Consider the following 20,401-nt stretch of genomic DNA (forward strand, 5'->3'; position numbering starts at 1 on the left):
AAAGCGCACATCACGGCCAGCGGCTAGAATAGGGACATGTCTGAACTGTCCACTTCGCTTGCCCACCACCTGCTGGTCGCGCTGCCGTCGCTGACCGACCCCACCTTTGCCCGTACCGTGGCGCTGATCTGCCAGCACGACGAGAACGGCGCGATGGGCGTGCTGGTCAACCAGCCCTCTGAGTACACCCTCGGCGAGGTGCTGGCCCAGATGGACATCACCACCACCAGCGACACCCTGCGCAGCCAGGTCGTGCTCAACGGTGGCCCGGTGCATCCCGAGCGCGGCTTCGTGATCCATGACGATGCGCGCAGCTGGGATTCCAGCCTGGCCGTGGGCGAGGGCGTGTTCCTCACCACCTCGCGCGACATCCTTGAAGCAATGGCCCGCGGCGAAGGCCCGCGCAATGCGCTGGTCACCCTGGGCTGCGCCGGCTGGAGCGAAGGGCAGCTGGAAACGGAACTCGCCGAAAACAGCTGGCTGGCCGTGCCGGCCGATGCCGAGCTGCTCTTCAGCACCCCGTTCGACGAGCGCTGGCAGGGCGCGGCGGCACGCATCGGCGTGGACCTGTTCCGCCTCACCGATTACAGCGGCCATGTCTGAGCCGGCGACGCCAGCGCCCGCCGCGGCCGCGCCGCCGACCATCCGCCGGGATGGCACGGTGCTCGGCTTCGACGTCGGTTCGCGCCGGATCGGCGTGGCCATCGGCAGCTCGTTCGGCACCCATGCGCGCGCGATCGCGGTGGTGGATGTGCACGGCAACGGACCGGACTGGACCGCGGTCGAGCGCCTGATCAAGGAATGGCGGCCGGACGGCCTGGTGGTCGGCGATCCGCTGACCCTGGACGGCCAGGACCAGCCCAACCGCAAGCGTGCGCAGGGCTTTGCCCGCCAGCTGCGGGAACGTTTCAAACTACCGGTGGTGCTGGTCGACGAGCGCTCCAGCTCGGTCGAGGCGGCACGCCGGTTCGCGGTCGAGCGCGCCGAAGGCCGCAAACGCCGCCGCGATGCCGCTGCGCTGGACGCCGTCGCCGCGGCGGTCATCATCGAACGCTGGCTCTCCAGCCCGGATGACGCCACCCCCGTTTCCTGACCCTCAGACCCTGCCCATGACCGCCTCGCAACTCGATTCCGATGGACGCCTGCGCCACCTGCTGACCCTGGAAGGTCTGCCCCGCGAAACCCTGCTGCAGTTGCTCGACCGCGCCGGCCAGATCCGTGATGCGGCCGTTGGCCGGGTCGGCAACAAGCGCCACGTGCTCGGCGGTTCGGCGGTCTGCACGCTGTTCTTCGAACCCTCCACGCGCACCCGCAGCTCGTTCCAGCTCGCCGCGCAGCGGCTGGGCGCGGACGTGCTGAACTTCGATGCCTCCACGTCCTCCACCCGCAAGGGCGAGACCGCCTGCGACACGCTGAAGAACCTGGAAGCGATGGGCGTGCGCGGCTTCGTGGTACGCCATCCCGATGATGGCGCGGTGGCGGCGCTGGCGGCGGCGGCGGGCGAGGGCACGGCCCTGGTCAACGCCGGCGACGGCCGCAGCTCGCACCCGACCCAGGGCCTGCTGGACATGCTCACCCTGCGCCAGGCCAAGGGCAGTGATTTCTCGAAGATGAAGGTCATCATCGTCGGCGACGTGAAGCACTCGCGCGTGGCCCGCACCGATCTGCATGCCCTGCGCACGCTGGGCGTCGGCGAGATCCGCGTCTGCGGCCCGCAGTCGCTGCTGCCTGACGATGACACGCTCAAGGGCTGCATCGTCGGCGATGATTTCGACGCCATGCTCGAAGGCGCCGACGCGCTGATGATGCTGCGCCTGCAGCGCGAGCGCATGGAAGAAGGCCTGGTGCCCTCGCTGGAGCAGTACCACGCCCAGTACGGCCTGGATGCCGCGCGCCTGAAGCGTGCGGGCACCGATGCCGCCGTGCTGCACCCGGGCCCGATCAACCGCGGTGTGGAAGTCACCGACGAGGTGGCCGACGGCCCGCAGTCGTGGGTCCTTCGCCAGGTCGCCAATGGCGTCGCGGTGCGCATGGCGGTGCTGGAAACGTTGCTGGGGTAAAACGTCTCGGCCCACGGGAGGCCCACGGTAGGCATCGACCGTTGGTCGATGCGTGCGGTTGGCGGTACCCACCTGCGGTGGGTACCTATCGGTCATCCATGGGCCATCTGCACCAGGCGAAGGGATAGTCACCCATCTTCGTTGACAGTCCTGCCCTGATGGGATTGCCAACAATGTACATCGCATGCCTGCGCAGGGAATCTTCCGAGCGGACGGCATGGTCGTGATAGCCGGATTGCCACACCGGACCGGTTCGTCCGTGCAGTCGGTTCAACAGCAGCGCACTGCGTGATTTGATCCGTTGGGCGACGTAAGGCAGCGGGTGCGCGCGCAGCTCCAGCAGCCAATGAATGTGATCAGGCATGACCACCCATGCAAGTGACCAGCTCAGCCCCTGCTCGTCGAGCTGTGGAAACAGTCCCATCATGGTGGTCGCGTTGCGAGGGTCACTGAACCAGGGGCGGCGGTGCAGGCATGCCATGGTGAGAGTGTAGGACTGGCCGGCGATGGATGATCGCCCCAGCCTGAGGCGCGGACTGTTCATGCCGCCATCGTCTCTTCGTCAACGCACGGCGGGCATCGCTAGAACGCATGACGTTGCGTCGGGGAAAGTACCGACCAACGGTCGGCACCTACCTGAAGGTGTCAGGATTTCTGCGGAGCCGGCCAGCGGCCGGCACTACCGGAAATGCGCATCACCGCCGCTGCGCCCACATCCATTCCCACATCGCGGCATCGGCATACGTCGCGTCCCACGCGTTGTGGTTGCCGTCGGGGTACTCGGTGTAACGCACATCTTTTGCCCCGGCCTGCTGGAACGCGGCGTGCAGTTTGCGGTCGTCCTCCGGCGGCACCACGTCGTCCAGCGCGCCATGGAACATCCAGATCGGGACGTTGCGCAGGCGCTGGGCGATGGCCGCGTACGGATCGGCTTCGTGGGCGACGGCCTCCACGAACAGGGTGGGGCGCACCGCGCGCGGGGCCAGCACCGCGCCGCACACCGGCACGATCGCGGCGAAGCGCTGTGGTGCGTCCAGCGCGATGTTCCAGCTGCCGTAGCCGCCCATCGACATCCCGGTCAGGTACTGCCGCCGCGGATCCGCACCGAATTCGGCGATGGCGGCATCCAGCGCGGCCAGCGCGATGCGGTTGTTCCCGCCCGACCACTCCTGGTCGTCCGGGGTCTGCGGCAGCACGACCAGCGCGGGGAAGGTGGCGGCGTGCTGGCGCAGGTAAGGCCCGAGACCGGCCTGGGTCTGGCGGCGGCCGTCGCGACCCCGTTCGCCGGAGCCATGCAGGAACAGCACCACCGGCAGGTCGCCGCGCGAGGCGGCTGCCGTGCGCGGTACGAACACCTGGTAGTAGGCGGTCTGGCCATCGACCTTGACCGCACGGCCGACGAACCGGCCCCCTGACGTGTCCGGGCTGCTCGCACAGCCGGCCACCGTCATCATCGCCACCGCCCACAGCAGCCATCCACCCCAGCGTCGCGCCATTGTCGTGCCTTGATTGAAATCGATTTCAGTCTAGGCCCGGTGGTGCGCCGGGGCATCTTGCAGTGCATCAGTGCGGGCGCGGTACCGAGGCGAGGATGTCCAGCTGTTCGATCGCCTCGGGGTGACCCTCGGCGGCGGCGGCCTGCACCTGGGCCAGGCTGGGATGAACCACCAGCAGGATCGGGTTCTCGCACTGCGGGCAGTCGAACTGCGCTTCGTCTTCGTGCAGTTCCATCGGCATCTGCCGCGCGCTGCCCTGCCATTCGCAGGCGGCGCAGGTATAGGTCGCGTCGCGCCAGCCGGGGACGAAGTAATTGTCGAGGGTCACGGCCATGCGGGGGTCCAAGGGTCAGTGCAGCAGGATCAGGCTGGCCAGGCCGAGGAAGCTGAAGAAGCCCATGACGTCGGTGACGGCGGTGACCACCACGGTACCGGCCACGGCCGGATCGACGTTCATTCGCTTGAGCAGCAGCGGCAGCAGGACGCCGGCCAGGGCGGCCGCGCAGAAGTTGATGATCAGCGCCATCGTGATCACCAGCGAGAGCAGGAAGCTGTGGAACCAGAGGTAGGCGATGATGCCGACCACGGTGCCGATCAGGGTGCCGTTGATGAGCGCAACCCGCGATTCCTTCCACAGCAGGATGCGCGCGTTGCTCTGGCCGACCTGGCCCAGCGCGATGCCGCGCACCATCAGGGTCAGCACCTGCACGGCCGCATTGCCGCCGACGCCGGCGACGATCGGCATCAGCACAGCGAGGGCGACCACCTTCTGCAGGGTCAGCTCGAACTGGCCGATCACGCTGGCCGCCAGGAACGCGGTGCACAGGTTGATGCCGAGCCAGACCACGCGGCCGCGCACGGCGCGCTTGATCGGCGAGAACAGATCTTCTTCTTCGTCCAGACCGGCCGCGCCCAGCGCCTGGTGCTCGGCCTGCGACCGGATGATGTCGACCACGTCATCGATGGTGATGCGGCCGAGCAGGATGTTGTTGTCGTCCACCACCGGGGCGGAGACCCAGTCATGATCGGAGAACTGGCGCGCGACTTCCTCGGCGCTCTCGCCGACGTCGATCGCCGGCTGTTCGTCATCGATCAGGCGGTTGATCGGGGTGTTGTCCTCGTGCGTCACCAGCGCGGCCAGCGACAGCCGGCCCAGGTACTGATGGCGGCGGCTGACCACGAACAGGTGATCGGTGTGGTCCGGCAGTTCGCCGCGCAGGCGCAGGTACCGCAGCACTACATCGACGTTGACGTCGGCGCGCACGGTCACCACGTCCGGGTTCATCAGGCGGCCGGCGCTGTCCTCGGGGTAGGAGAGCACCTGCTCGAGCCGCTCGCGGTTCTCGCGGTCCATCGACTTGAGCACTTCATCGATGACCGTGTCCGGCAGGTCTTCGACCAGGTCGGCAAGGTCATCGATGTCCAGGTCTTCGACCGCGGCGATGATCTCGTCCGGGTCCATGTCGGCCAGCAGGCTTTCGCGCACTTCCTCGCCGACGTGGACCAGCACCTCGCCGTCGTCTTCCGGATCGACCAGACCCCAGACAATTTCGCGCTTGCCCGGGGGCAGCGATTCGAGCAGGTTGCCGATCTCCGCCGGCGCCAGGGTATTGACCAGCCGGCGCACCGGACCCAGTCGCCCGCTGTCCAGTGCATCGGACAACAGCCGCAGCTGGCGTGCCGTCTTGTCGTGGCGTACGGCTTCGGCCATGCACAGCTCCTGCGGGAAAAGAAAAAGGCCGCTATCCGGTAGAGGATGCGGCATGGGCGGTGGTCACCGCGTCATTATCGCGTGCTTGTGTGTCAATCGGGTAGGGCACGACCGTTGCGGTGCACGGATGCATGCATGGGACGGAGTGCTCCGGTAGTGCCGGCCGCTGGCCGGCAACCACGCATACCGATCCGAAGGTTCATGCGGAGCCGGCCAGCGGCCGGCACTACCGGGCCTTCTCGATCCAGCGTTCGATGCCGCGGCGGTCGCGCGCCTGCAGCAGCTTGGGCGCCATCGCCTGCAGCACGGACAGGTCGCTGTCGCGCACCGCGCGGCGCACTTCCAGCAGCGTGCCCGGGTGCAGGCTGAATTCCGTCAGGCCCAGCGCCAGCAGCAGGCGCGTCATCATCGGGTCGCCCGCGATCTCGCCACAGACCGCCACCGGGATGTCGTAGGCCTGGCCGGTGCGCAGGATATGCGCCAGCAGCCGCACCACCGCCGGATGCAGCGGCGAATACAGCTCGCCCACGGCTTCGTTGTTGCGATCGGCGGCGAGCAGGTACTGGACCAGGTCGTTGGTGCCGATCGAGAGGAAGTCGACCAGGTCGATGAAGCTCTCCAGCGCGATCGCTGCGGCCGGGACTTCGATCATCGCGCCGAACGGGATGTGCTCGGCCACCTCGTGGCCCTCGGCGCGCAGCAGCTCGGCCTGCTTGTGCAGGCGCCGGCGCACGGCGAGGATTTCCTCGCGGGTGCTGACCATCGGGATCAGGATGCGCAGCTTGCCGTAGGCCGACGCCCGCAGGATCGCGCGCAGCTGGGTGTCGGCCACTTTCGGCCGGGCCAGCGACAGGCGCACGCCGCGCAGGCCCAGCGCGGGATTTTCTTCATTGCTCAGGGTCAGCCCGGTGCGGTCGGCCTTGTCCGCGCCCAGGTCCAGGGTGCGGATGGTGACCGGCCGTCCGCTCATGCCGAGGGCGGCATCGCGGTAGGTCTCGAACTGTTCCTGCTCGTCCGGCAGCTCGTTGCGCTGCAGGAACAGGAACTCGGTGCGGTACAGGCCCAGCCCGTGTGCGCCCAGCGCATGCGCCTGGGTGACGTCCTCGCTGGATTCGGCATTGGCCAGCAGGGCGATGTCGACGTTGTCGCGGGTGCGGCTCGGCTTGGTGCGCAGGCGGCCGAGCTCGCGCTGTTCGCGCGCGTGTTCGCGCAGCCGCACGCGGTAATCGCGCAGGTCCGGTGCCTGCGGGTTGATAGTGACCGTGCCGTCGCTGCCGTCCATGATCAGCACGTCGCCGTCGGCGACCTTCTGCAGCACGTTGGGGACGTTGACGATCAAGGGCAGGTGCAGGCTGCGCGCCAGGATCGCGCTGTGCGACAGCGCGCTGCCGCCGGCGGTGACGATGCCGACCACGCCGTGGGCCTGCAGCTGGGCCAGCTCGGAGGGGGCGATGTTGTCGCAGATCAGGATCTCGCCGGCCATGCCTTTGACGTCCGGCGGGCGCTTCTGCAGGAAGGCATGGATGCGCCCGATCACATGGTCCAGGTCGTCCATGCGGCTCTTCAGGTAGGCATCGTCCATGCCATCGAAGACCTTGGCCAGCCGATCGCGCTGCACGCGCAGGGCGTAGCCGGCGCTGTACGGGCCACTGCGGATCAGCTCGTCCAGTCCGAACAGCAGCTCGGGGTCATCGAGCAGCAGGGCATGCAGGTCGAGGAACTCGCCGACCTCCTGGTTGAGCGCGCCATGCAGGCGCTGTCGCAGATCGTGCATTTCGCCGCGTGCCGCTTCCACGGCCACATGCAGGCGCGTCAGTTCGGCGTCGATCTTGGACGTGGGAATGCGCTGCTCGGCGACTTCCAGGGCGTGCGGCAGGCGCACCCGGGCACGGCCCAGGGCGTTGCCGCGCGAGGCACCGTGGCCGGACAACAGCATCGCCCCGGACGCGGTCCGGGCCGGTGCGGAAGATCCCGATCGCGGCTGCCCCCCCATCCTCAGTTGTCCTCGTCGAAACGCCGTTCGAACAGGGACACCACCGCGTCCATCGCGGCGGCTTCGTCTTCGCCGTCGATGCGCACGGTGACCGGGGTGCCCTGGCCGGCGGCCAGCAGCATGACGCCCATGATGCTCTTGGCATTGATCTCACGGCCTTTGGCGGCCATGGTCACGTTGCAGCGGAACGGCGCCAGCTCCTGCACCAGCTTGGCAGTGGCGCGGGCATGCAGGCCCAGGCGGTTGGATACGGTGAGTTCACGTTCAAGCATCGTCGACAATCGCTCCATTGCGAGTGCCTGCCGCGGCTGTGGCAGGCAGTTGATCCAGTCCCTGTTCCGGATAATTCATCACCCGCATCAACATCGGCAGGCTCAGCGCCGAAACCCGGCGCGCCGGGGTGCCCAGACGCGCCAGTTGCCCGGCCAGATTGCTGGGGCTGGCACCGTACAGGTCGGTCAGGATCAGCACGCCCTGGCCACTGTCCACCCGGCGCAAAGCGGCCGAGGCGAGCGGGAGCAGGACGTCCATATCTGCGTCGAACGGTACTTCGAAAGCTTCGGTCTTCAGCGGCAGGTGCCGCAGCAGCCGTGTCGCCACGTCCAGCAGGGCCGTGCCGACACCGGGATGAGTTACGAGGAGAATGCCACAGGTCATTCCCGAACGTTAACAGGTCAACATGAATTGGCGATAGCACGCGTGAAAGACTGCTGTGTTCCGCGGTTCAGCGTGCCGATGGCCGGTCCCGGGTCGGGGCAGGACAGGGCGGTCCGGAAGCGACCCGTTCAGTCCAGTTCCCGGTGGAAGGTGGCCACTTCGGGCCAGCCCTGGTCGCGGGCATGCCGGGCCATGCGCTCGGCCATGTAGACAGAGCGGTGCTTGCCGCCGGTGCAGCCGAAGGCGACGGTCACATAGCTGCGGGTGTCGTTGCCCAGCCGCGGCAGCCAGGTATCCAGGAAATCGACGAGCTGGGCGGCGTAACGCTGCACATCGGGCTGTTCGTCCAGATGCTCGCGCACGCCGGCATCGCGGCCGGACAGCGGGCGCAGCTCCGGGTCCCAGTGCGGATTGGGCAGTACGCGCACGTCGAACACGAAGTCGGCTTCGGCCGGGACGCCGCGCTTGTAGGCGAACGATTCGAACAGCAGCGACAGCTTGTTGCCGTGGGCGAGCGCGAATTCGGTCACGACCTTGCGGCGCAGCTGGTGCACGTTGAGGCTGGTGGTATCGATCACCGCATCGGCGGCGCGGCGCAGCGGCGCGGTCAGTTCGCGTTCGCGGGCGATCGCTTCGGGCAGCGACAGGCCAAGCTGGCTCAGCGGATGGCGGCGACGGGTATCGGCGTAGCGCTTGAGCAGGCTTTCATCGGTGGCATCGAAGAACAGCAGCTGCGCATCCAGGCCGGCGGCCTTGGCGTCTTCGCGCCAGTGTGAGAGCTGGGTCAGGTCGCTCTGCGCGCGTACGTCGATGCCGACCGCGAGCCGTCGCGGGGCTTCGCGGCCCGGATCGCCGAGCAGGCTGCGCACGAAATCCGGCAGCAGGTCGATCGGCAGGTTGTCCGAGCAGTAGTAGTCGAGGTCTTCGAAGGTCTTCAGCGCGACCGTCTTGCCGGAACCGGACAGGCCACTGACGATGATCAGGGTGGCGGCGGTCGGGGCGGAGGCGGGGGTGGTCATGGCGTGCGGCGTTCCAACATGTTGCTGTGGCGGGCGATGAACATCGCGGCCGGGTCGATGCCCTTGGTCCGCAGGATGTGCAGGCGCGTGGCGGCTTCGGTCAGCACGGCCAGGTTGCGGCCGGGCATCACCGGCAGGGTGATCAGCGGCACGTCCAGGTCCAGCACGTGGCGGGTACCCGAGTCGCCGGTCAGGCGTTCATAGCCGTAGGGGGTGGGCTCGGTCATCGGCTTGGTCAGGTGGACGATCAGCCGAAGGTACTTGTTCTTCTTTACAGCCGTGTCACCGAACATCTCGCGCACGTTGAGCACGCCCAGGCCACGGACTTCCAGCAGGTCCTGCAGCAGCTCCGGGCAGGTGCCGTCGAGCACGTCCGGGGCGATCTGGGTGAACTCGGGGGCATCGTCGGCGACCAGCCGGTGGCCGCGGCTGAGCAGTTCCAGCGCCAGCTCGCTCTTGCCCGAGCCCGCCTCGCCGGTGATCAGCACGCCGATCGAGTAGATCTCCATGAACACGCCATGCAGGATCACCCGCGGCGCGAGCGTGCGTGCCAGGTGGTAGGACAGGTGGTTGAGCAGCTCATGACCGCGCTTGGGCGAGATCCACAGTGGCGTCTGCGATTCGTCCGCGGCCGCGCGCAGGTCTTCCGGGCAGGACTGGTTGCGGGTGATCACCAGCGCCAGCGGATGCGACTGCATGATCCGCTCGATGGTCTCCCAGCGCTGGCGCGAGTCCAGCGAGTCCAGCCAGGACAGCTCTTCGGTGCCCAGGATCTGCACCTTGTTCGGGTAGATCGCGTTGAGGTAACCGGCCAGCGAGGGGCGGCGCGAGACCTTGTTGCCGGCTTCCAGCTCACGGCGCTCGCCTTTCTGCCCCGCGATCCAGCGCAGGGCGAGACGGTCACGCTGCTGCTCGAACAGTTCGCGCGCGGTGATGCTGGTATTCATGCGGCACTCGCCGGCGGGGGGAATTCGATGACCCGACGCAGTGCGTCGCCGTCGCGCGCTTCGCGCAGCGCCTGGCGGATGGCCGGCTCGGAGAACAGCTCGGCCAGCTCGGACAGCAGCATCAGGTGTTGATGGGTGTAATGCGCGGGAACGGCAATCGCGAAGACCAGGTCCACCGGCTCATCGCCGCCGAACTCCACCGGCGACTCCAGCCGCAGCAGCGCGCCGCGGGGGCGTTCGAGCAGGGGCGCACGGCCGTGCGGGATGGCGATGCCATGGCCGATGGCGGTGCTGCCCAGCGTCTCGCGCTGGCACAGGTTCTGGTACAGCAGCTCGGCGTTGGCTTCGCGGCAGGCCAGCAGACGGGCTGCGGCCTTCAGCACGCTGTCGCGATCGGCGGCCGGCAACACTTGCGTGCGGACGGCCGCCAGAAGATCAGTCAGAGGCATGTCGGGGTGGAAACGAGGGCATCAGCCCTCATTGTCGCCCACCGGCAGCGGTTGCGGTGCGTGCTGCTGCTTTTTCTCTTTGTGCTTGATGACCAGGCGGTCGAGCTTGTCGGCCAGGATGTCGATCGCGGCGTACATGGTGGGGCCGCTGGCGTCCGCGTGCAGAGTCTGCCCGGGAACATTCACACTCGCATCGGCATGGTGCTCCGGCTTGCGGATCGACAGTTGCACGCGAACCTCGCAGTGCTGGTCGAAGTGCTTCCTCAGCCGTTCCAGCTTGGTCTCCACGTACTCGTTCAGAGCCGGGGTGATCTCAAGGTGGTCCTTGCCAAACGTCTCGATGTGCATCGGGTTTCTCCTTTGTTCGGATGTGCCAATGAACCTTCCCGCCGGGCGCGGTGGAGCGTCAGACGATTCTTACCCTTTCGTGCGAGGCGGAAATGTTCATGGCTTCACGATACTTCGCCACGGTGCGTCGCGCCACCGGTATTCCCGAGGTCTTGAGCAGGTCAGCCAGCTTGGCGTCAGAAAGCGGCTTGCGCGGGTTCTCGTCATCGATCAGGCGGCGCAGCATGGCCTGGATGGCGGTACTGGAGGCTTCGCCACCGCTGTCGGTATCGATGCCCGAGGCGAAGAACCCGCGCAGCGGCAGGGTCCCGCGCGGCGTGCGCACGTATTTGCGGGCGATCGCCCGGGAAATGGTCGATTCGTGCAGGCCGAGCTCGCCGGCCACTTCGCGCAGGGTCAGCGGGCGCAGCGCCTGTTCGCCGAACTCCAGGAAGGCGGCCTGCTGGTCGAGCAGGCAGCGCATGACCCGCAGCAGGGTCTCGCCGCGGGCCTCCAGGCCCTTGAGCAGCCAGCGCGCCTCCTGCAGGTGAGCGCGCATGTAACCGGCGTCGGCCTCCCCGCAGCGGCGGATCATCTGTTCATAGCCCCGGTGGATGACCACCCGGGGCCCGGCATGGCCGGCCAGTGCCGCGCGCCAGACGCCGTTCTGGCGCCAGACCACGCAGTCCGGCACCACGTAGCTGTCGTGGGAGAGCTCGCCGATCTGGGTGCCCGGGCGCGGGTCCAGCGAGCGCAGCAGCTGCACGGCGACCTCGACCTCGGCAACCGGCTCGCGCAGTTCGTGGGCGATGCCCGCCACGCCGCTGCGCGGCAGGCGCTCCAGTGGCCCATCGGCGATGCGCCGGGCCAGGGCCAGCCCGGGGGTGTCGGCGGGCAGCACCAGCAGCTGCAGGTCCAGGCATTCGCCCAGCGAGCGCGCACCGACCCCGACCGGGTCGAAACGCTGGATCTGGTGCAGCACGGTCAGGATCTCGGCCTCGTCGGCCTGGATGCCCGGGCGCAGGGTCTCGGCGATGGTCGCCAGCGGCTCGCGCAGGTAGCCGTCGTCTTCGAAGGCGTCGATCAGGGCCGCGCCGATGCTGCGGTCCCGGGCCGAGAGGTGGGACAGGTGCAGCTGCCAGAGCAGGTGGTCGGCCAGCGATTCGGTCTCGGCCACGCGCTCGGCGGCGCTGCCGTTGTCGTCATCGTCGAACGAGCCGCCGCTGCTGCCGCTGGTCCAGTCGCCTTCGCCGGGCGACCAGTCATCGCTGGCCGAGACCTGGTGCTCGCCATCGGCGTGGGTATCGGTGGGAGCGGGCGGGGGCGCGTCTTCGCCGGGACTGGCCTCGAGCGCCGGTTCAGCGTTCTCGGCCCAGTCCAGCAGCGGGTTGGTCTCCACCGCCTCGTTGATTTCCAGCTCCAGCTCGGCGCTGGACATCTGCAACAGCTTGATCGCCTGACGCAGCTGCGGCGTCATGACCAGGTGTTGCCCCATCGATGTCTGCAGCCGTGCTTTCATGCCTGTGCCGAACGGAAGGAAGGCGTTGCGGCGGCCGCTGGATCAGAGCTTGAAGGTGTCCCCAAGGTAGACGCGGCGGACGTCGGCGTTGGCCAGGATCTCGTCCGGCGCGCCCTGTGCCAGCACGCTGCCCTCGTTGAGGATATACGCGCGGTCGCAGATTCCCAAGGTTTCGCGGACATTGTGGTCGGTGATGAGTACCCCGATCCCGCGCTGCTTGAGGTGGGTGACGATGCGCTGGATTTCACCGACCGAGATCGGGTCGACGCCGGCGAACGGTTCATCGAGCAGGATCAGGCGCGGCTTGGCCGCCAGCGCGCGGGCGATTTCACAGCGGCGGCGCTCACCACCGGACAGGCTCGCGCCCAGCTGGTCGGCCACGTGGTTGATCTGCAGCTCGTCCAGCAGGCTGGCCAGTTCCTTTTCGCGGCCGGCCTTGTCCAGGTCCTCGCGCAGTTCCAGCACCAGGCGCAGGTTGTCGGCCACGGTCAGCTTGCGGAACACCGAGGGTTCCTGCGGCAGGTAGCCCACGCCCTGCTTGGCGCGGGTGTACATCGGGTCGCTGGTGATGTCCTTGCCGTCCAGCACGATGCTGCCGGCGTCGGTCTCGACCAGGCCGACGATCATGTAGAAGCAGGTGGTCTTGCCGGCACCGTTGGGGCCGAGCAGGCCGACCACTTCACCGGCCTCCAGGGTCAGCCCGAAATCCTTGACGACTTCACGCTGCTTGTAGCGCTTGCGCAGGCCTTTGGCGACGAGCATTACTTCTTGCTCCCGGGGGTCGGTACGGTGGTCTTGGCGGCCGGCGTGGCCGGCGCCGCGGTCTTGTTCTTGGGCTGGATCACGGTGCGCACGCGGGTGCCGTCGCCACCGCTGTTCATCTCGCCGGTGCGGGTGTTGTACGTCATCTTCTGGCCGGCATTGGTGCCGCGCGCGCTCTTGACCTGGTAGTTGCCGGTCATGGTCAGCACTTCGGCCTTGATGTCGTAATCGATGCGGTCGGCGCTGGCGTCCATCCAGCTGCCGTCATCAAGCTGCTGCTTGAGCTTGGCCTGCTTGCCGGTGAACACGGCGCGCACCGCTTCGCCGTCCTTCATGTAGATCTCGGCGTCGGCGCTGCGCAGATCGAGCGTGCCCTGGGTGACCACCACGCCCTGGGACAGCGTGGTCTTGCCATCGCCCACCAGCGTGCCCGACTGGGTGCCGGCATCGATGGTCATCGGTTCATTGCGGTCGGTGGACTTCGCGCTGGCCGCGAACGCGGGGGCGAGAAGACTGATCGCGCAGGCGGCTGCAAATAGGATCTTCATTGAATGGGTCTGTCCTGCCAGAGTAGGGGTCGTGACCAGCGGTAAGCCTGGCCGGTGAATCGGGGTTCCTGTGCAGCCGCCGCCGGTCGGTGGACGTCGCCGGGGCTGCCGTGGCTCAGCGCTGGGGCGTGTAACGGCCCTTGGCCTGACTCAGGAAATGGTAGGTCTTGGTTTTGGAATCCAGCTCGAAACCGACGCCGGACTGGCTCATGCCCGGGCGGGTCATGGTGACCAGGGCATCGGTCTTGGCGCGGCTTTCGTTCGGGAAGACATCCAGGTGATCGGTGCGGAAGGTGGTGGGCGGCACGCTGGCGATCTTCGGGCTGTCGCCGCTGACGTTGCCGACCAGCTTCAGCTGATCGCCCTTCGCGCTGACCCAGCCGGTATCACTGCGCAGTTCCCAATGATTGCCGTCCTGATCGGGCAGCAGGAACAGGGGCGTGGTGATGTTCATCGTCTCATCGCTGCGCGCGCGTTCCAGCAGCGGGGCGCGCAGGGTGGTGGATTCCTTGCCCTGTTCGTCCAGCGCCACGATCTGGAAATCATGCAGCACGTAATCCTTGGTGGCGTCGTCCCCCACCTCGGCCGTGCCCTTGTCGCGATCATGCAGCGCCAGCCAGCCGGTGAAGGCGGCAGCCACCAGCAGACCGATGCCGAGGGCGGTACGCAGGTTCATGCGCCGAACCTCGCCAGCACCGCGTCCACATGGCCCTGCGCGGCCAGCAGCACATCGCAGAGCTCGCGCGCAGCGCCCTGGCCGCCGTCGCTGCGGGTCTGCCAGTGCACGCGTTCGGCGATCCACGGGTGGGCGTTGGCCGGGGCGACCGCCAGGCCGACCGCGCACAGCGGCGCCAGGTCGGGCAGGTCATCGCCCATGAAGGCCACCTGGTCCAGGCCGATGCCGTGCTGCCCGCACAGCGCCTTGACGCTGGCCAGCTTGTCGCCGACCGCGATCTGGGTATCGATGCCCAGGTCCGCGCCGCGCCGGAGCGCGGACTGGCTGTTGCGCGCGGTGATCAGCACCGGGTGGATACCCTGCTGCTGGAGTAGTTTCAGGCCGAGTCCGTCCTGCACGTAATACGCCTTGCTCTCGTTGCCGTCCTTGTCGTAGTAGAGCCGACCGTCGGTGAGCGTGCCGTCCACGTCGAAGCAGGCCAGCCGGATACGGCCGGCAGCGGCATGCAGGTGGGACGGGAAACCGGGCAACGGGGAGTAAGGCATCGTCTGGGGGGAGCTCAGCTGAATGGAGGAAGACAACTGTGGTTTAAACCACCCGGGCCCGCAACAGGTCATGAATGTTGAGTGCGCCGACCAGGTGGCCCTCGGCATCGACCACCAGCAGGCCGGTGATCTTGTGGGCTTCCATCAGCTGCGCCGCCTCGGCCGCCAGCTGATCGGCGCCGATCGTGCGCGGGCCACGGGTCATCACATCGGCGATCCGCGCGCTGCGGACGTCCAGGTCGGTATCCAGCGCGCGGCGCAGGTCGCCATCGGTGAACAGACCGATCAGGCGGTTGTCCGCATCCACCACGGCGGTCATGCCCAGGCGCTTGCGGCTCATTTCCACCAGGGCCTCGCTGAGGCTGGCATCGACGCCCACGCGCGGCAGCTCATCGCCGCTGTGCATCACATCGGTGATGTGAAGCAGCAGGCGGCGGCCCAGGCTGCCGGCCGGGTGCGAGCGGGCGAAATCGTCGGCGGTGAAGCCGCGGGCATCCAGCAGGGCCACGGCCAGTGCATCGCCCATGGCCAGCGAGGCGGTGGTGCTGGAGGTCGGGGCCAGGGCCAGCGGGCAGGCCTCGGCCGGCACGCTGACATCCAGATGAACGTCGGCGGCGGTGGCCAGGCTGGACTGCGGCCGCCCGGTCATCGCGATCAGGCGGTTGCCCTGGCGCTTGAGCACCGGCAGCAGCATCAGCAGCTCGTCGGACTCGCCCGAGTAGGACAGCGCCAGCACCACGTCGGCGCTGGTGATCATGCCCAGGTCGCCATGCCCGGCTTCACCCGGATGCACGTAGAAGGCCGGGGTGCCGGTCGAGGCCAGCGTGGCGGCGATCTTGCGCGCCACATGACCGGACTTGCCCATCCCGGTGGCGACCACGCGGCCCTTGCTCTGCAGCATCAGCTGGCAGGCCTGGCTGAACGCCTCGCCCAGCCGGTCGGCGACCGCGTCCAGCGCATCGCGCTCGATCTCGAACACGCGGCGGCCGCTGGCGACCAGTGCCGCAGCGTCGGCCGGATGGGGGAGTTGGGGCGAGACAGCCATGCGAGCGCCACGTGGAAGAGTAGAATGAGCGCTCATTTTATTAGGAAAGCCCGTTGGACGCCGAGACCATCCGCAATCTGATCGAAACCGGCCTGCCTGGCGCCCGCGCGGACGTGCAGGGTGACGACGGCGTGCACTTCGAGGCCACCGTGGTCTGCGACGCCTTTGCCGGCAAAATGCCGCTGGCGCGCCACCGCATGGTCTACGCGACCCTGGGCGATCTGATGGGCGGGGCGATCCACGCGCTGGCGCTGAAGACCGTCACCCCGGCCGAAGCGGGCTAGTCAGCCGAGTGATGGTTGGCTATACCTCACCGATTCAATCAGCCGACCAACGGTCGGCTCTACCTCATTCCAAGTAGATTCCATGGCCAAGATCGTAGTGACCGGCGGCAAGCCGCTGCACGGTGAAGTGAACATTTCCGGCGCCAAGAACGCTGTCCTCCCCATCCTGTGCGCGACCCTGCTGGCCGATGCGCCGGTGGAGATCACCAACGTGCCGCACCTGCACGACGTGGTCACCACCGTGAAGCTGCTCGGCGAGCTGGGTGCCAAGGTCACCATCGACCAGGGCACCCTGTCGCGCGGCAGTGCGATCGTGGTCGACCCGCGTTCGGTGGACCAGCACGTGGCCCCGTACGAGCTGGTCAAGACCATGCGCGCCTCGATCCTGGTGCTGGGCCCGCTGCTGGCCCGTTTCGGCGCGGCCGAAGTGTCGCTGCCGGGCGGCTGCGCGATCGGCTCGCGTCCGGTTGACCAGCACATCAAGGGCCTGCAGGCCCTGGGGGCGGAAATCACCGTCGAGAACGGCTTCATCAAGGCCCAGGCCAAGCGCCTGAAGGGTGCGCACTTCACCTTCGACATGGTCAGCGTCACCGGCACCGAGAACGTGCTGATGGCCGCCGTGCTGGCGGAAGGCACCACCGTGCTGGACAACGCGGCGATGGAGCCGGAAGTCACCGACCTGGCGCACTGCCTGATCGCGCTGGGCGCGAAGATCGAAGGCCTGGGCACCGCCCGCCTGGTGATCGAAGGCGTGGAGAAGCTCTCCGGCGGCCGTCATGAAGTGCTCCCCGACCGCATCGAAACCGGCACCTTCCTGGTGGCCGCGGCGATGACCGGCGGCAAGGTCACGGTCAACCGCGCGCGCCCGAACACCATGGATGCGGTGCTGGCCAAGCTGGTCGAGGCCGGTGCGAAGATCGAGACCACCGAAGACAGCATCACCCTGGACATGGAAGGCAAACGCCCGCGCGCGGTCAATCTGACCACCGCGCCGTACCCGGCGTTCCCGACCGACATGCAGGCGCAGTTCATGGCGCTCAACTGCGTGGCCGACGGTGTGGGCGTGATCAACGAGACGATCTTCGAAAACCGTTTCATGCACGTCAACGAACTGCTGCGCCTGGGCGCGGACATCCAGGTGGAAGGGCATACCGCGATCGTGCGCGGTGCCGAGCAGCTCAGCGGCGCGCCGGTGATGGCGACCGACCTGCGCGCCTCGGCCTCGCTGATCCTGGCGGGCCTGATGGCCGAGGGGGATACCACCATCGACCGCATCTACCACCTCGACCGCGGCTACGAGAACATCGAAGAGAAACTGTCTTCGCTGGGCGCCACCATCCGGCGTGTCGCGGCATGATCCTGCGCGGCCGGTTCACCCGCCGCCGCAAGGCGCTGCTGGTCCTGGTGCTGATCGTGCTGGCGTGGCTGGGCTATGCCTGGTACGCCGGCATCGCGATCACCCAGGGCATCCAGCAGGAAGACATGGACTGGAACGCGGACGGCACGGTCAGCCGTACCGAGGTGTTCCAGTCGTTCTATGCGGTCGGCGTGGAGAAGAAGGTCGACGGCAACCGCCACTGCAGCACCTACTACTGGCGCGACACGCGTCAGCAGATCCGGGTCGACTGCAAAACGGTGTTCGGCGAAGCCAAGCCGGAATGAAAAAAACGCCCGCGCAAGCGGGCGTTTTTCTTGGTCAGTTCATGCCCTTGATCGTCAGATCCAGCGCATCCTTGCCACTCTCACGCTGCAGCAGGCGCGCCGGCACCGGGAACTCCGGCACGATCCAGGCGATCAGTTCCTTGTTGCCATCCACGCGCGAGACCTTGGTGGCGTCGTAGGACTTGCCGCCCACCGTGATCTTTTCCTTGCCGACCACCTTGTAGGACATCGGCTTGATCCGGCCTTCGTCGACCATGCGGTAATTCAGCGGCTTGCCGGCGGCCAGATCGCGCGCGATCGCCAGGTTGATCAGCAGGGCATCCATGTCACCGGCCTTGAGCGCGACCGGACCACGGCGATCCGGCTTCACGTCGCCGGTCCAGGTGGCCTGGTTGCTGTTCCAGTTGTAATTGGCATCCACGTTGCGCTTCTTGACCAGCAGCACCGAGCGGTCATTGCTGCTCAGCGGGCGCAGGCGGCCGTTGGCTTCCTCGAACACGGTGCTCTGGCTGAGATCGGCCAGCTGGTTCTTCACGTTGAGGCTGTAACGCCACTTGTTGGCGCCTTCGCTGGTGAGGGTCATGGTGCCGTTGGCCTGCATGCCCATGTAGCTGGCCTGGTAATCGGCCTTGAACGGCTGCAGGGCCATCGCGGGCAGGCTCACCACGGCAAGCGCGCCAGCGGCGATCCAGGTCAGCGGACGGTTCAGTGTGGTCATGCTCAGACTCCTTGGTATTCGATCAGGCGCAGATCAATCCGATCTTCGCCGTCTTCGCGTTGCAGGATGCGCACCGGCGTGGGGACACCGTTGGCGATCCAGAGGATGGTTTCGTCATTGCCGCCGTTGGTGCGATACACCCGCAGCGCGTTGTAGGACAGATCGCCGACCGGCACGTTTTCGGTGTCCGGCGCGGCCTGGTAGTCGTGCTGGCGGACGCGGCCCACGTCCACATAGCGGTAATGCATCTGCCCGCCGGGGCGGGCGTCGCGCATGATCGCCAGGTTCAGCAGCAGCGCGCTCTGGTCGCCGGGCTGCAGCGGAATCGGCTGGCGGCGTTCCTTCTTCAGGTCGCCCAGCCACTGCGCGGTGCCGGCCTTCCAGTCATAGGTGCCGGTGACCTTCTTGCCGAGAAACAGGCCTTTGCGCACCGTGCTCTGGCTCAGCGGCACATAGGTGCCGTTGCGGTTCTCGAAGACGGTGCTCTGTTCCAGGTTCAGCCCGAGCACGCTGGCAAAGCCGCTGCGGCCGATCACCTGCATGTCCACGCGCCACTGGTCGCCGCCGGTGTGGGTGACGCGCATGGTCGCATCGCCGGCCTGCTTGCCCTTGTAGATGGCCTGGTAGGTGGCGGTGAACGGCTGCAGCGGCGGCGCCTCCCAGTCCATGGCAGGCAACGCGGGCAGCGGTGGCGTGGGCGTCTCCTGCGCGTGGGCAAGAGCAGCGGTGCACAGCAGGGATGCCATCAGCAGCACGGGCTTGAACACAGGCGTTCTCATGCGGGCCGGTCGGGGGAGGAGGGGGAAAGAATGCCAGCGCCGGGATCAGCGGCGCGTGTGCGCGGCGCTTATCGGTTCAGCTGTCCGGCGCAATCTAGGCGTAGCGGGCTAAACAGGGGGTGACCATCGAGCTGGAGCTGACCTGCCTGTTCAGTTACGCGGCCGCTGACCAGCAGCGAGAGGCTCGCAATCAGCAGCGGATGCTCCACCGCCAGCACCCGCAGAGCCAGCGCTTCGGCGGTGTCGCCGGCCTGCACCGGCACCCGGGCCTGGGCCAGCACGGTGCCGGCATCGAGTTCGGGCACCACGAAGTGCACGCTGGCGCCGTGCTCGGCATCACCGGCCTCGAGCGCGCGGGCATGGGTGTGCAGGCCCTTGTACAGCGGCAGCAGCGACGGATGGATATTGACCAGGCGCCCGTCGAAACGCGCCACGAAGTCCGGGCCGAGGATGCGCATGTAGCCGGCGCAGACGATCCAGTCCGGGGCGAAGGCCTCCAGCGCCTCGGCCATCGCCGCGTCGAAGGCGGCGCGGTCGGCGAAGTCCCTGGGCGAACGTGCCCAGCGCTGCTCCGGGCCGACCTTGAGCAGGGCCGAGGCCTCGGGCTTGTCCGAGAGCACGGCCACAACCTGCGCCTCCAGCCGCTGCGCGGCGATGGCGTCGAGGATGGCCTGCAGATTGCTGCCCCGGCCGGAGGCGAGTACGGCGATACGGCTGCTCATGCGGTTTCGAAGGCCGCCTTGACTGCCGGGCGTGACAGCACCACCAGGGTGAACACCCCCAGCGCGGTGCCGAATGGCATGAAGATGCAGGCGATGCCGGCCACGACCATGCACAGCAGGTAGCGTCGGCGCTGCGCCAGGCAGCGCCCGGCGTAGGCCATGTAGCCGGCCAGGACCAGTCCGGCCGCGCAGCCGAGGCCGCCGATCAACACGAACACCCAGCCGATCAGGCGCGGATCGAACGGCGGCGGCGCCTCACCGGGCGCCAGCGGGGTCGGCGCGGCGAAGATCACCGCCACCCCCATCAGCAGGTAGATCAGCGGGAACAGCGAGAACAGGGCGGTCAGGCCCGCCACCACATAGTGGAAGACCGACAGCAACTGCAGTTGCGAGGTGTCACCCGTGGTGGCCGGCAGGGCCGGCGCCGCTGCGACGGGCAGCGACGGCGGTTGAACAGCGGCCTCCGGGCGGGGCTCCATGAC

At 67.7% G+C, this 20,401-nt stretch carries 27 protein-coding genes; 6 read left to right on the forward strand and 21 right to left on the reverse strand.

The features are described from left to right. The first annotated feature begins 36 nt into the window (after nucleotides 1–36). The 3 genes from HDC96_RS16780 to HDC96_RS16790 are packed head-to-tail and all read left to right on the forward strand — an operon-like array spanning nucleotide 37 to nucleotide 2,060. Nucleotides 37–603 (forward strand): YqgE/AlgH family protein, encoded by a 567-nt coding sequence (locus HDC96_RS16780; RefSeq protein WP_179460937.1) that lies wholly within the window; start codon nucleotides 37–39, stop codon nucleotides 601–603. Then, the gene (ruvX, locus tag HDC96_RS16785; protein WP_179460938.1) at nucleotides 596–1,093 is read left to right on the forward strand and encodes a Holliday junction resolvase RuvX; all 498 of its coding nucleotides are present in this window, start codon (nucleotides 596–598) and stop codon (nucleotides 1,091–1,093) included. The genes HDC96_RS16780 and ruvX overlap by 8 nt, the downstream gene beginning before the upstream one ends. Before the next feature lie 16 nt (nucleotides 1,094–1,109). Then, nucleotides 1,110–2,060 (forward strand): aspartate carbamoyltransferase catalytic subunit, encoded by a 951-nt coding sequence (locus tag HDC96_RS16790; RefSeq protein WP_123728554.1) that lies wholly within the window; start codon nucleotides 1,110–1,112, stop codon nucleotides 2,058–2,060. A gap of 85 nt (nucleotides 2,061–2,145) precedes the next feature. On the opposite strand, the gene HDC96_RS16795 is transcribed toward HDC96_RS16790, so the two are convergent. The 17 genes from HDC96_RS16795 to HDC96_RS16875 form a co-directional block, all read right to left on the reverse strand. After that, nucleotides 2,146–2,604: a transposase gene (locus HDC96_RS16795; protein WP_179460939.1), complete on the reverse strand. Its 459-nt coding sequence runs from the start codon at nucleotides 2,602–2,604 to the stop codon at nucleotides 2,146–2,148. Nucleotides 2,605–2,755: 151 nt separating this feature from the next. After that, nucleotides 2,756–3,556 (reverse strand): prolyl oligopeptidase family serine peptidase, encoded by an 801-nt coding sequence (locus tag HDC96_RS16800; RefSeq protein ID WP_179460940.1) that lies wholly within the window; start codon nucleotides 3,554–3,556, stop codon nucleotides 2,756–2,758. Between the two features lie 67 nt (nucleotides 3,557–3,623). Further along, nucleotides 3,624–3,890, reverse strand: a complete 267-nt coding sequence (locus tag HDC96_RS16805; protein ID WP_176990846.1) for a hypothetical protein — start codon at nucleotides 3,888–3,890, stop codon at nucleotides 3,624–3,626. Nucleotides 3,891–3,905: 15 nt separating this feature from the next. Continuing rightward, on the reverse strand, nucleotides 3,906–5,267 hold the full coding sequence (gene mgtE / locus HDC96_RS16810) for a magnesium transporter (RefSeq protein ID WP_176990845.1): 1,362 nt from the start codon (nucleotides 5,265–5,267) through the stop codon (nucleotides 3,906–3,908). Between the two features lie 226 nt (nucleotides 5,268–5,493). Further along, nucleotides 5,494–7,203: a phosphoenolpyruvate--protein phosphotransferase gene (ptsP, locus tag HDC96_RS16815; RefSeq protein WP_179460941.1), complete on the reverse strand. Its 1,710-nt coding sequence runs from the start codon at nucleotides 7,201–7,203 to the stop codon at nucleotides 5,494–5,496. A 59-nt stretch (nucleotides 7,204–7,262) separates the two neighbouring features. Beyond that, a complete protein-coding gene (locus tag HDC96_RS16820) occupies nucleotides 7,263–7,532 on the reverse strand; it encodes an HPr family phosphocarrier protein (protein WP_179460942.1) in 270 nt (89 codons plus the stop codon). After that, on the reverse strand, nucleotides 7,525–7,917 hold the full coding sequence (locus HDC96_RS16825; RefSeq protein WP_019185401.1) for a PTS sugar transporter subunit IIA: 393 nt from the start codon (nucleotides 7,915–7,917) through the stop codon (nucleotides 7,525–7,527). Before HDC96_RS16825 ends, HDC96_RS16820 begins: the two co-directional genes overlap by 8 nt. A gap of 128 nt (nucleotides 7,918–8,045) precedes the next feature. After that, nucleotides 8,046–8,936, reverse strand: coding sequence for an RNase adapter RapZ (gene rapZ / locus HDC96_RS16830; RefSeq protein WP_179460943.1), 891 nt, complete (start codon nucleotides 8,934–8,936; stop codon nucleotides 8,046–8,048). Beyond that, nucleotides 8,933–9,883, reverse strand: coding sequence for an HPr(Ser) kinase/phosphatase (hprK, locus tag HDC96_RS16835; RefSeq protein WP_176990842.1), 951 nt, complete (start codon nucleotides 9,881–9,883; stop codon nucleotides 8,933–8,935). Before hprK ends, rapZ begins: the two co-directional genes overlap by 4 nt. Continuing rightward, the gene (locus HDC96_RS16840) at nucleotides 9,880–10,332 is read right to left on the reverse strand and encodes a PTS sugar transporter subunit IIA (protein WP_088432825.1); all 453 of its coding nucleotides are present in this window, start codon (nucleotides 10,330–10,332) and stop codon (nucleotides 9,880–9,882) included. Before HDC96_RS16840 ends, hprK begins: the two co-directional genes overlap by 4 nt. A 21-nt stretch (nucleotides 10,333–10,353) precedes the next feature. Then, entirely contained in the window at nucleotides 10,354–10,680 is a 327-nt protein-coding gene (gene raiA / locus HDC96_RS16845; RefSeq protein ID WP_046274055.1) for a ribosome-associated translation inhibitor RaiA, read from the reverse strand. A gap of 58 nt (nucleotides 10,681–10,738) precedes the next feature. Beyond that, nucleotides 10,739–12,178 carry an RNA polymerase factor sigma-54 gene (locus HDC96_RS16850; RefSeq protein WP_179460944.1) on the reverse strand — a complete coding sequence of 480 codons (1,440 nt, stop codon included), beginning with the start codon at nucleotides 12,176–12,178 and terminating at the stop codon, nucleotides 10,739–10,741. Nucleotides 12,179–12,220: 42 nt separating this feature from the next. Beyond that, entirely contained in the window at nucleotides 12,221–12,940 is a 720-nt protein-coding gene (lptB, locus tag HDC96_RS16855; protein WP_019185407.1) for an LPS export ABC transporter ATP-binding protein, read from the reverse strand. Continuing rightward, nucleotides 12,940–13,488: a lipopolysaccharide transport periplasmic protein LptA gene (lptA, locus tag HDC96_RS16860; protein WP_179460945.1), complete on the reverse strand. Its 549-nt coding sequence runs from the start codon at nucleotides 13,486–13,488 to the stop codon at nucleotides 12,940–12,942. The genes lptB and lptA overlap by 1 nt, the downstream gene beginning before the upstream one ends. 115 nt (nucleotides 13,489–13,603) lie before the next feature. Next, a complete protein-coding gene (lptC, locus tag HDC96_RS16865; protein ID WP_179460946.1) occupies nucleotides 13,604–14,164 on the reverse strand; it encodes an LPS export ABC transporter periplasmic protein LptC in 561 nt (186 codons plus the stop codon). Beyond that, complete coding sequence (locus HDC96_RS16870; protein ID WP_179460947.1) at nucleotides 14,161–14,709, reverse strand: HAD hydrolase family protein; 549 nt, start codon at nucleotides 14,707–14,709, stop codon at nucleotides 14,161–14,163. Before HDC96_RS16870 ends, lptC begins: the two co-directional genes overlap by 4 nt. Before the next feature lie 43 nt (nucleotides 14,710–14,752). Further along, nucleotides 14,753–15,754 (reverse strand): KpsF/GutQ family sugar-phosphate isomerase, encoded by a 1,002-nt coding sequence (locus tag HDC96_RS16875; RefSeq protein WP_179460948.1) that lies wholly within the window; start codon nucleotides 15,752–15,754, stop codon nucleotides 14,753–14,755. Between the two features lie 53 nt (nucleotides 15,755–15,807). Here HDC96_RS16875 and HDC96_RS16880 point away from each other — a divergent pair, with 53 nt between their 5' ends. The 3 genes from HDC96_RS16880 to HDC96_RS16890 all read left to right on the forward strand — a co-directional run bounded on the left by HDC96_RS16880 (nucleotide 15,808) and on the right by HDC96_RS16890 (nucleotide 17,700). Continuing rightward, nucleotides 15,808–16,038, forward strand: a complete 231-nt coding sequence (locus tag HDC96_RS16880; RefSeq protein ID WP_088432818.1) for a BolA family protein — start codon at nucleotides 15,808–15,810, stop codon at nucleotides 16,036–16,038. An 82-nt stretch (nucleotides 16,039–16,120) separates the two neighbouring features. Then, nucleotides 16,121–17,395 carry a UDP-N-acetylglucosamine 1-carboxyvinyltransferase gene (gene murA, locus HDC96_RS16885; protein ID WP_179460949.1) on the forward strand — a complete coding sequence of 425 codons (1,275 nt, stop codon included), beginning with the start codon at nucleotides 16,121–16,123 and terminating at the stop codon, nucleotides 17,393–17,395. Then, nucleotides 17,392–17,700 (forward strand): EF-hand domain-containing protein, encoded by a 309-nt coding sequence (locus tag HDC96_RS16890; RefSeq protein WP_179460950.1) that lies wholly within the window; start codon nucleotides 17,392–17,394, stop codon nucleotides 17,698–17,700. Before murA ends, HDC96_RS16890 begins: the two co-directional genes overlap by 4 nt. A gap of 34 nt (nucleotides 17,701–17,734) precedes the next feature. On the opposite strand, the gene HDC96_RS16895 is transcribed toward HDC96_RS16890, so the two are convergent. From HDC96_RS16895 to HDC96_RS16910, 4 genes are all read right to left on the reverse strand, one after another. Next, nucleotides 17,735–18,418 carry a DUF3108 domain-containing protein gene (locus tag HDC96_RS16895; RefSeq protein WP_179460951.1) on the reverse strand — a complete coding sequence of 228 codons (684 nt, stop codon included), beginning with the start codon at nucleotides 18,416–18,418 and terminating at the stop codon, nucleotides 17,735–17,737. Between the two features lie 2 nt (nucleotides 18,419–18,420). Then, nucleotides 18,421–19,164, reverse strand: coding sequence for a DUF3108 domain-containing protein (locus HDC96_RS16900; RefSeq protein ID WP_257018788.1), 744 nt, complete (start codon nucleotides 19,162–19,164; stop codon nucleotides 18,421–18,423). Between the two features lie 101 nt (nucleotides 19,165–19,265). Next, complete coding sequence (gene purN / locus HDC96_RS16905; protein WP_179460953.1) at nucleotides 19,266–19,919, reverse strand: phosphoribosylglycinamide formyltransferase; 654 nt, start codon at nucleotides 19,917–19,919, stop codon at nucleotides 19,266–19,268. Then, nucleotides 19,916–20,398 carry a hypothetical protein gene (locus HDC96_RS16910; RefSeq protein ID WP_257018779.1) on the reverse strand — a complete coding sequence of 161 codons (483 nt, stop codon included), beginning with the start codon at nucleotides 20,396–20,398 and terminating at the stop codon, nucleotides 19,916–19,918. Before HDC96_RS16910 ends, purN begins: the two co-directional genes overlap by 4 nt. Between the last annotated feature and the right edge of the window lie 3 nt (nucleotides 20,399–20,401).

The organism is Stenotrophomonas sp. JAI102, from assembly GCF_013409105.1.
Lineage (GTDB): Bacteria > Pseudomonadota > Gammaproteobacteria > Xanthomonadales > Xanthomonadaceae > Stenotrophomonas > Stenotrophomonas maltophilia_AA.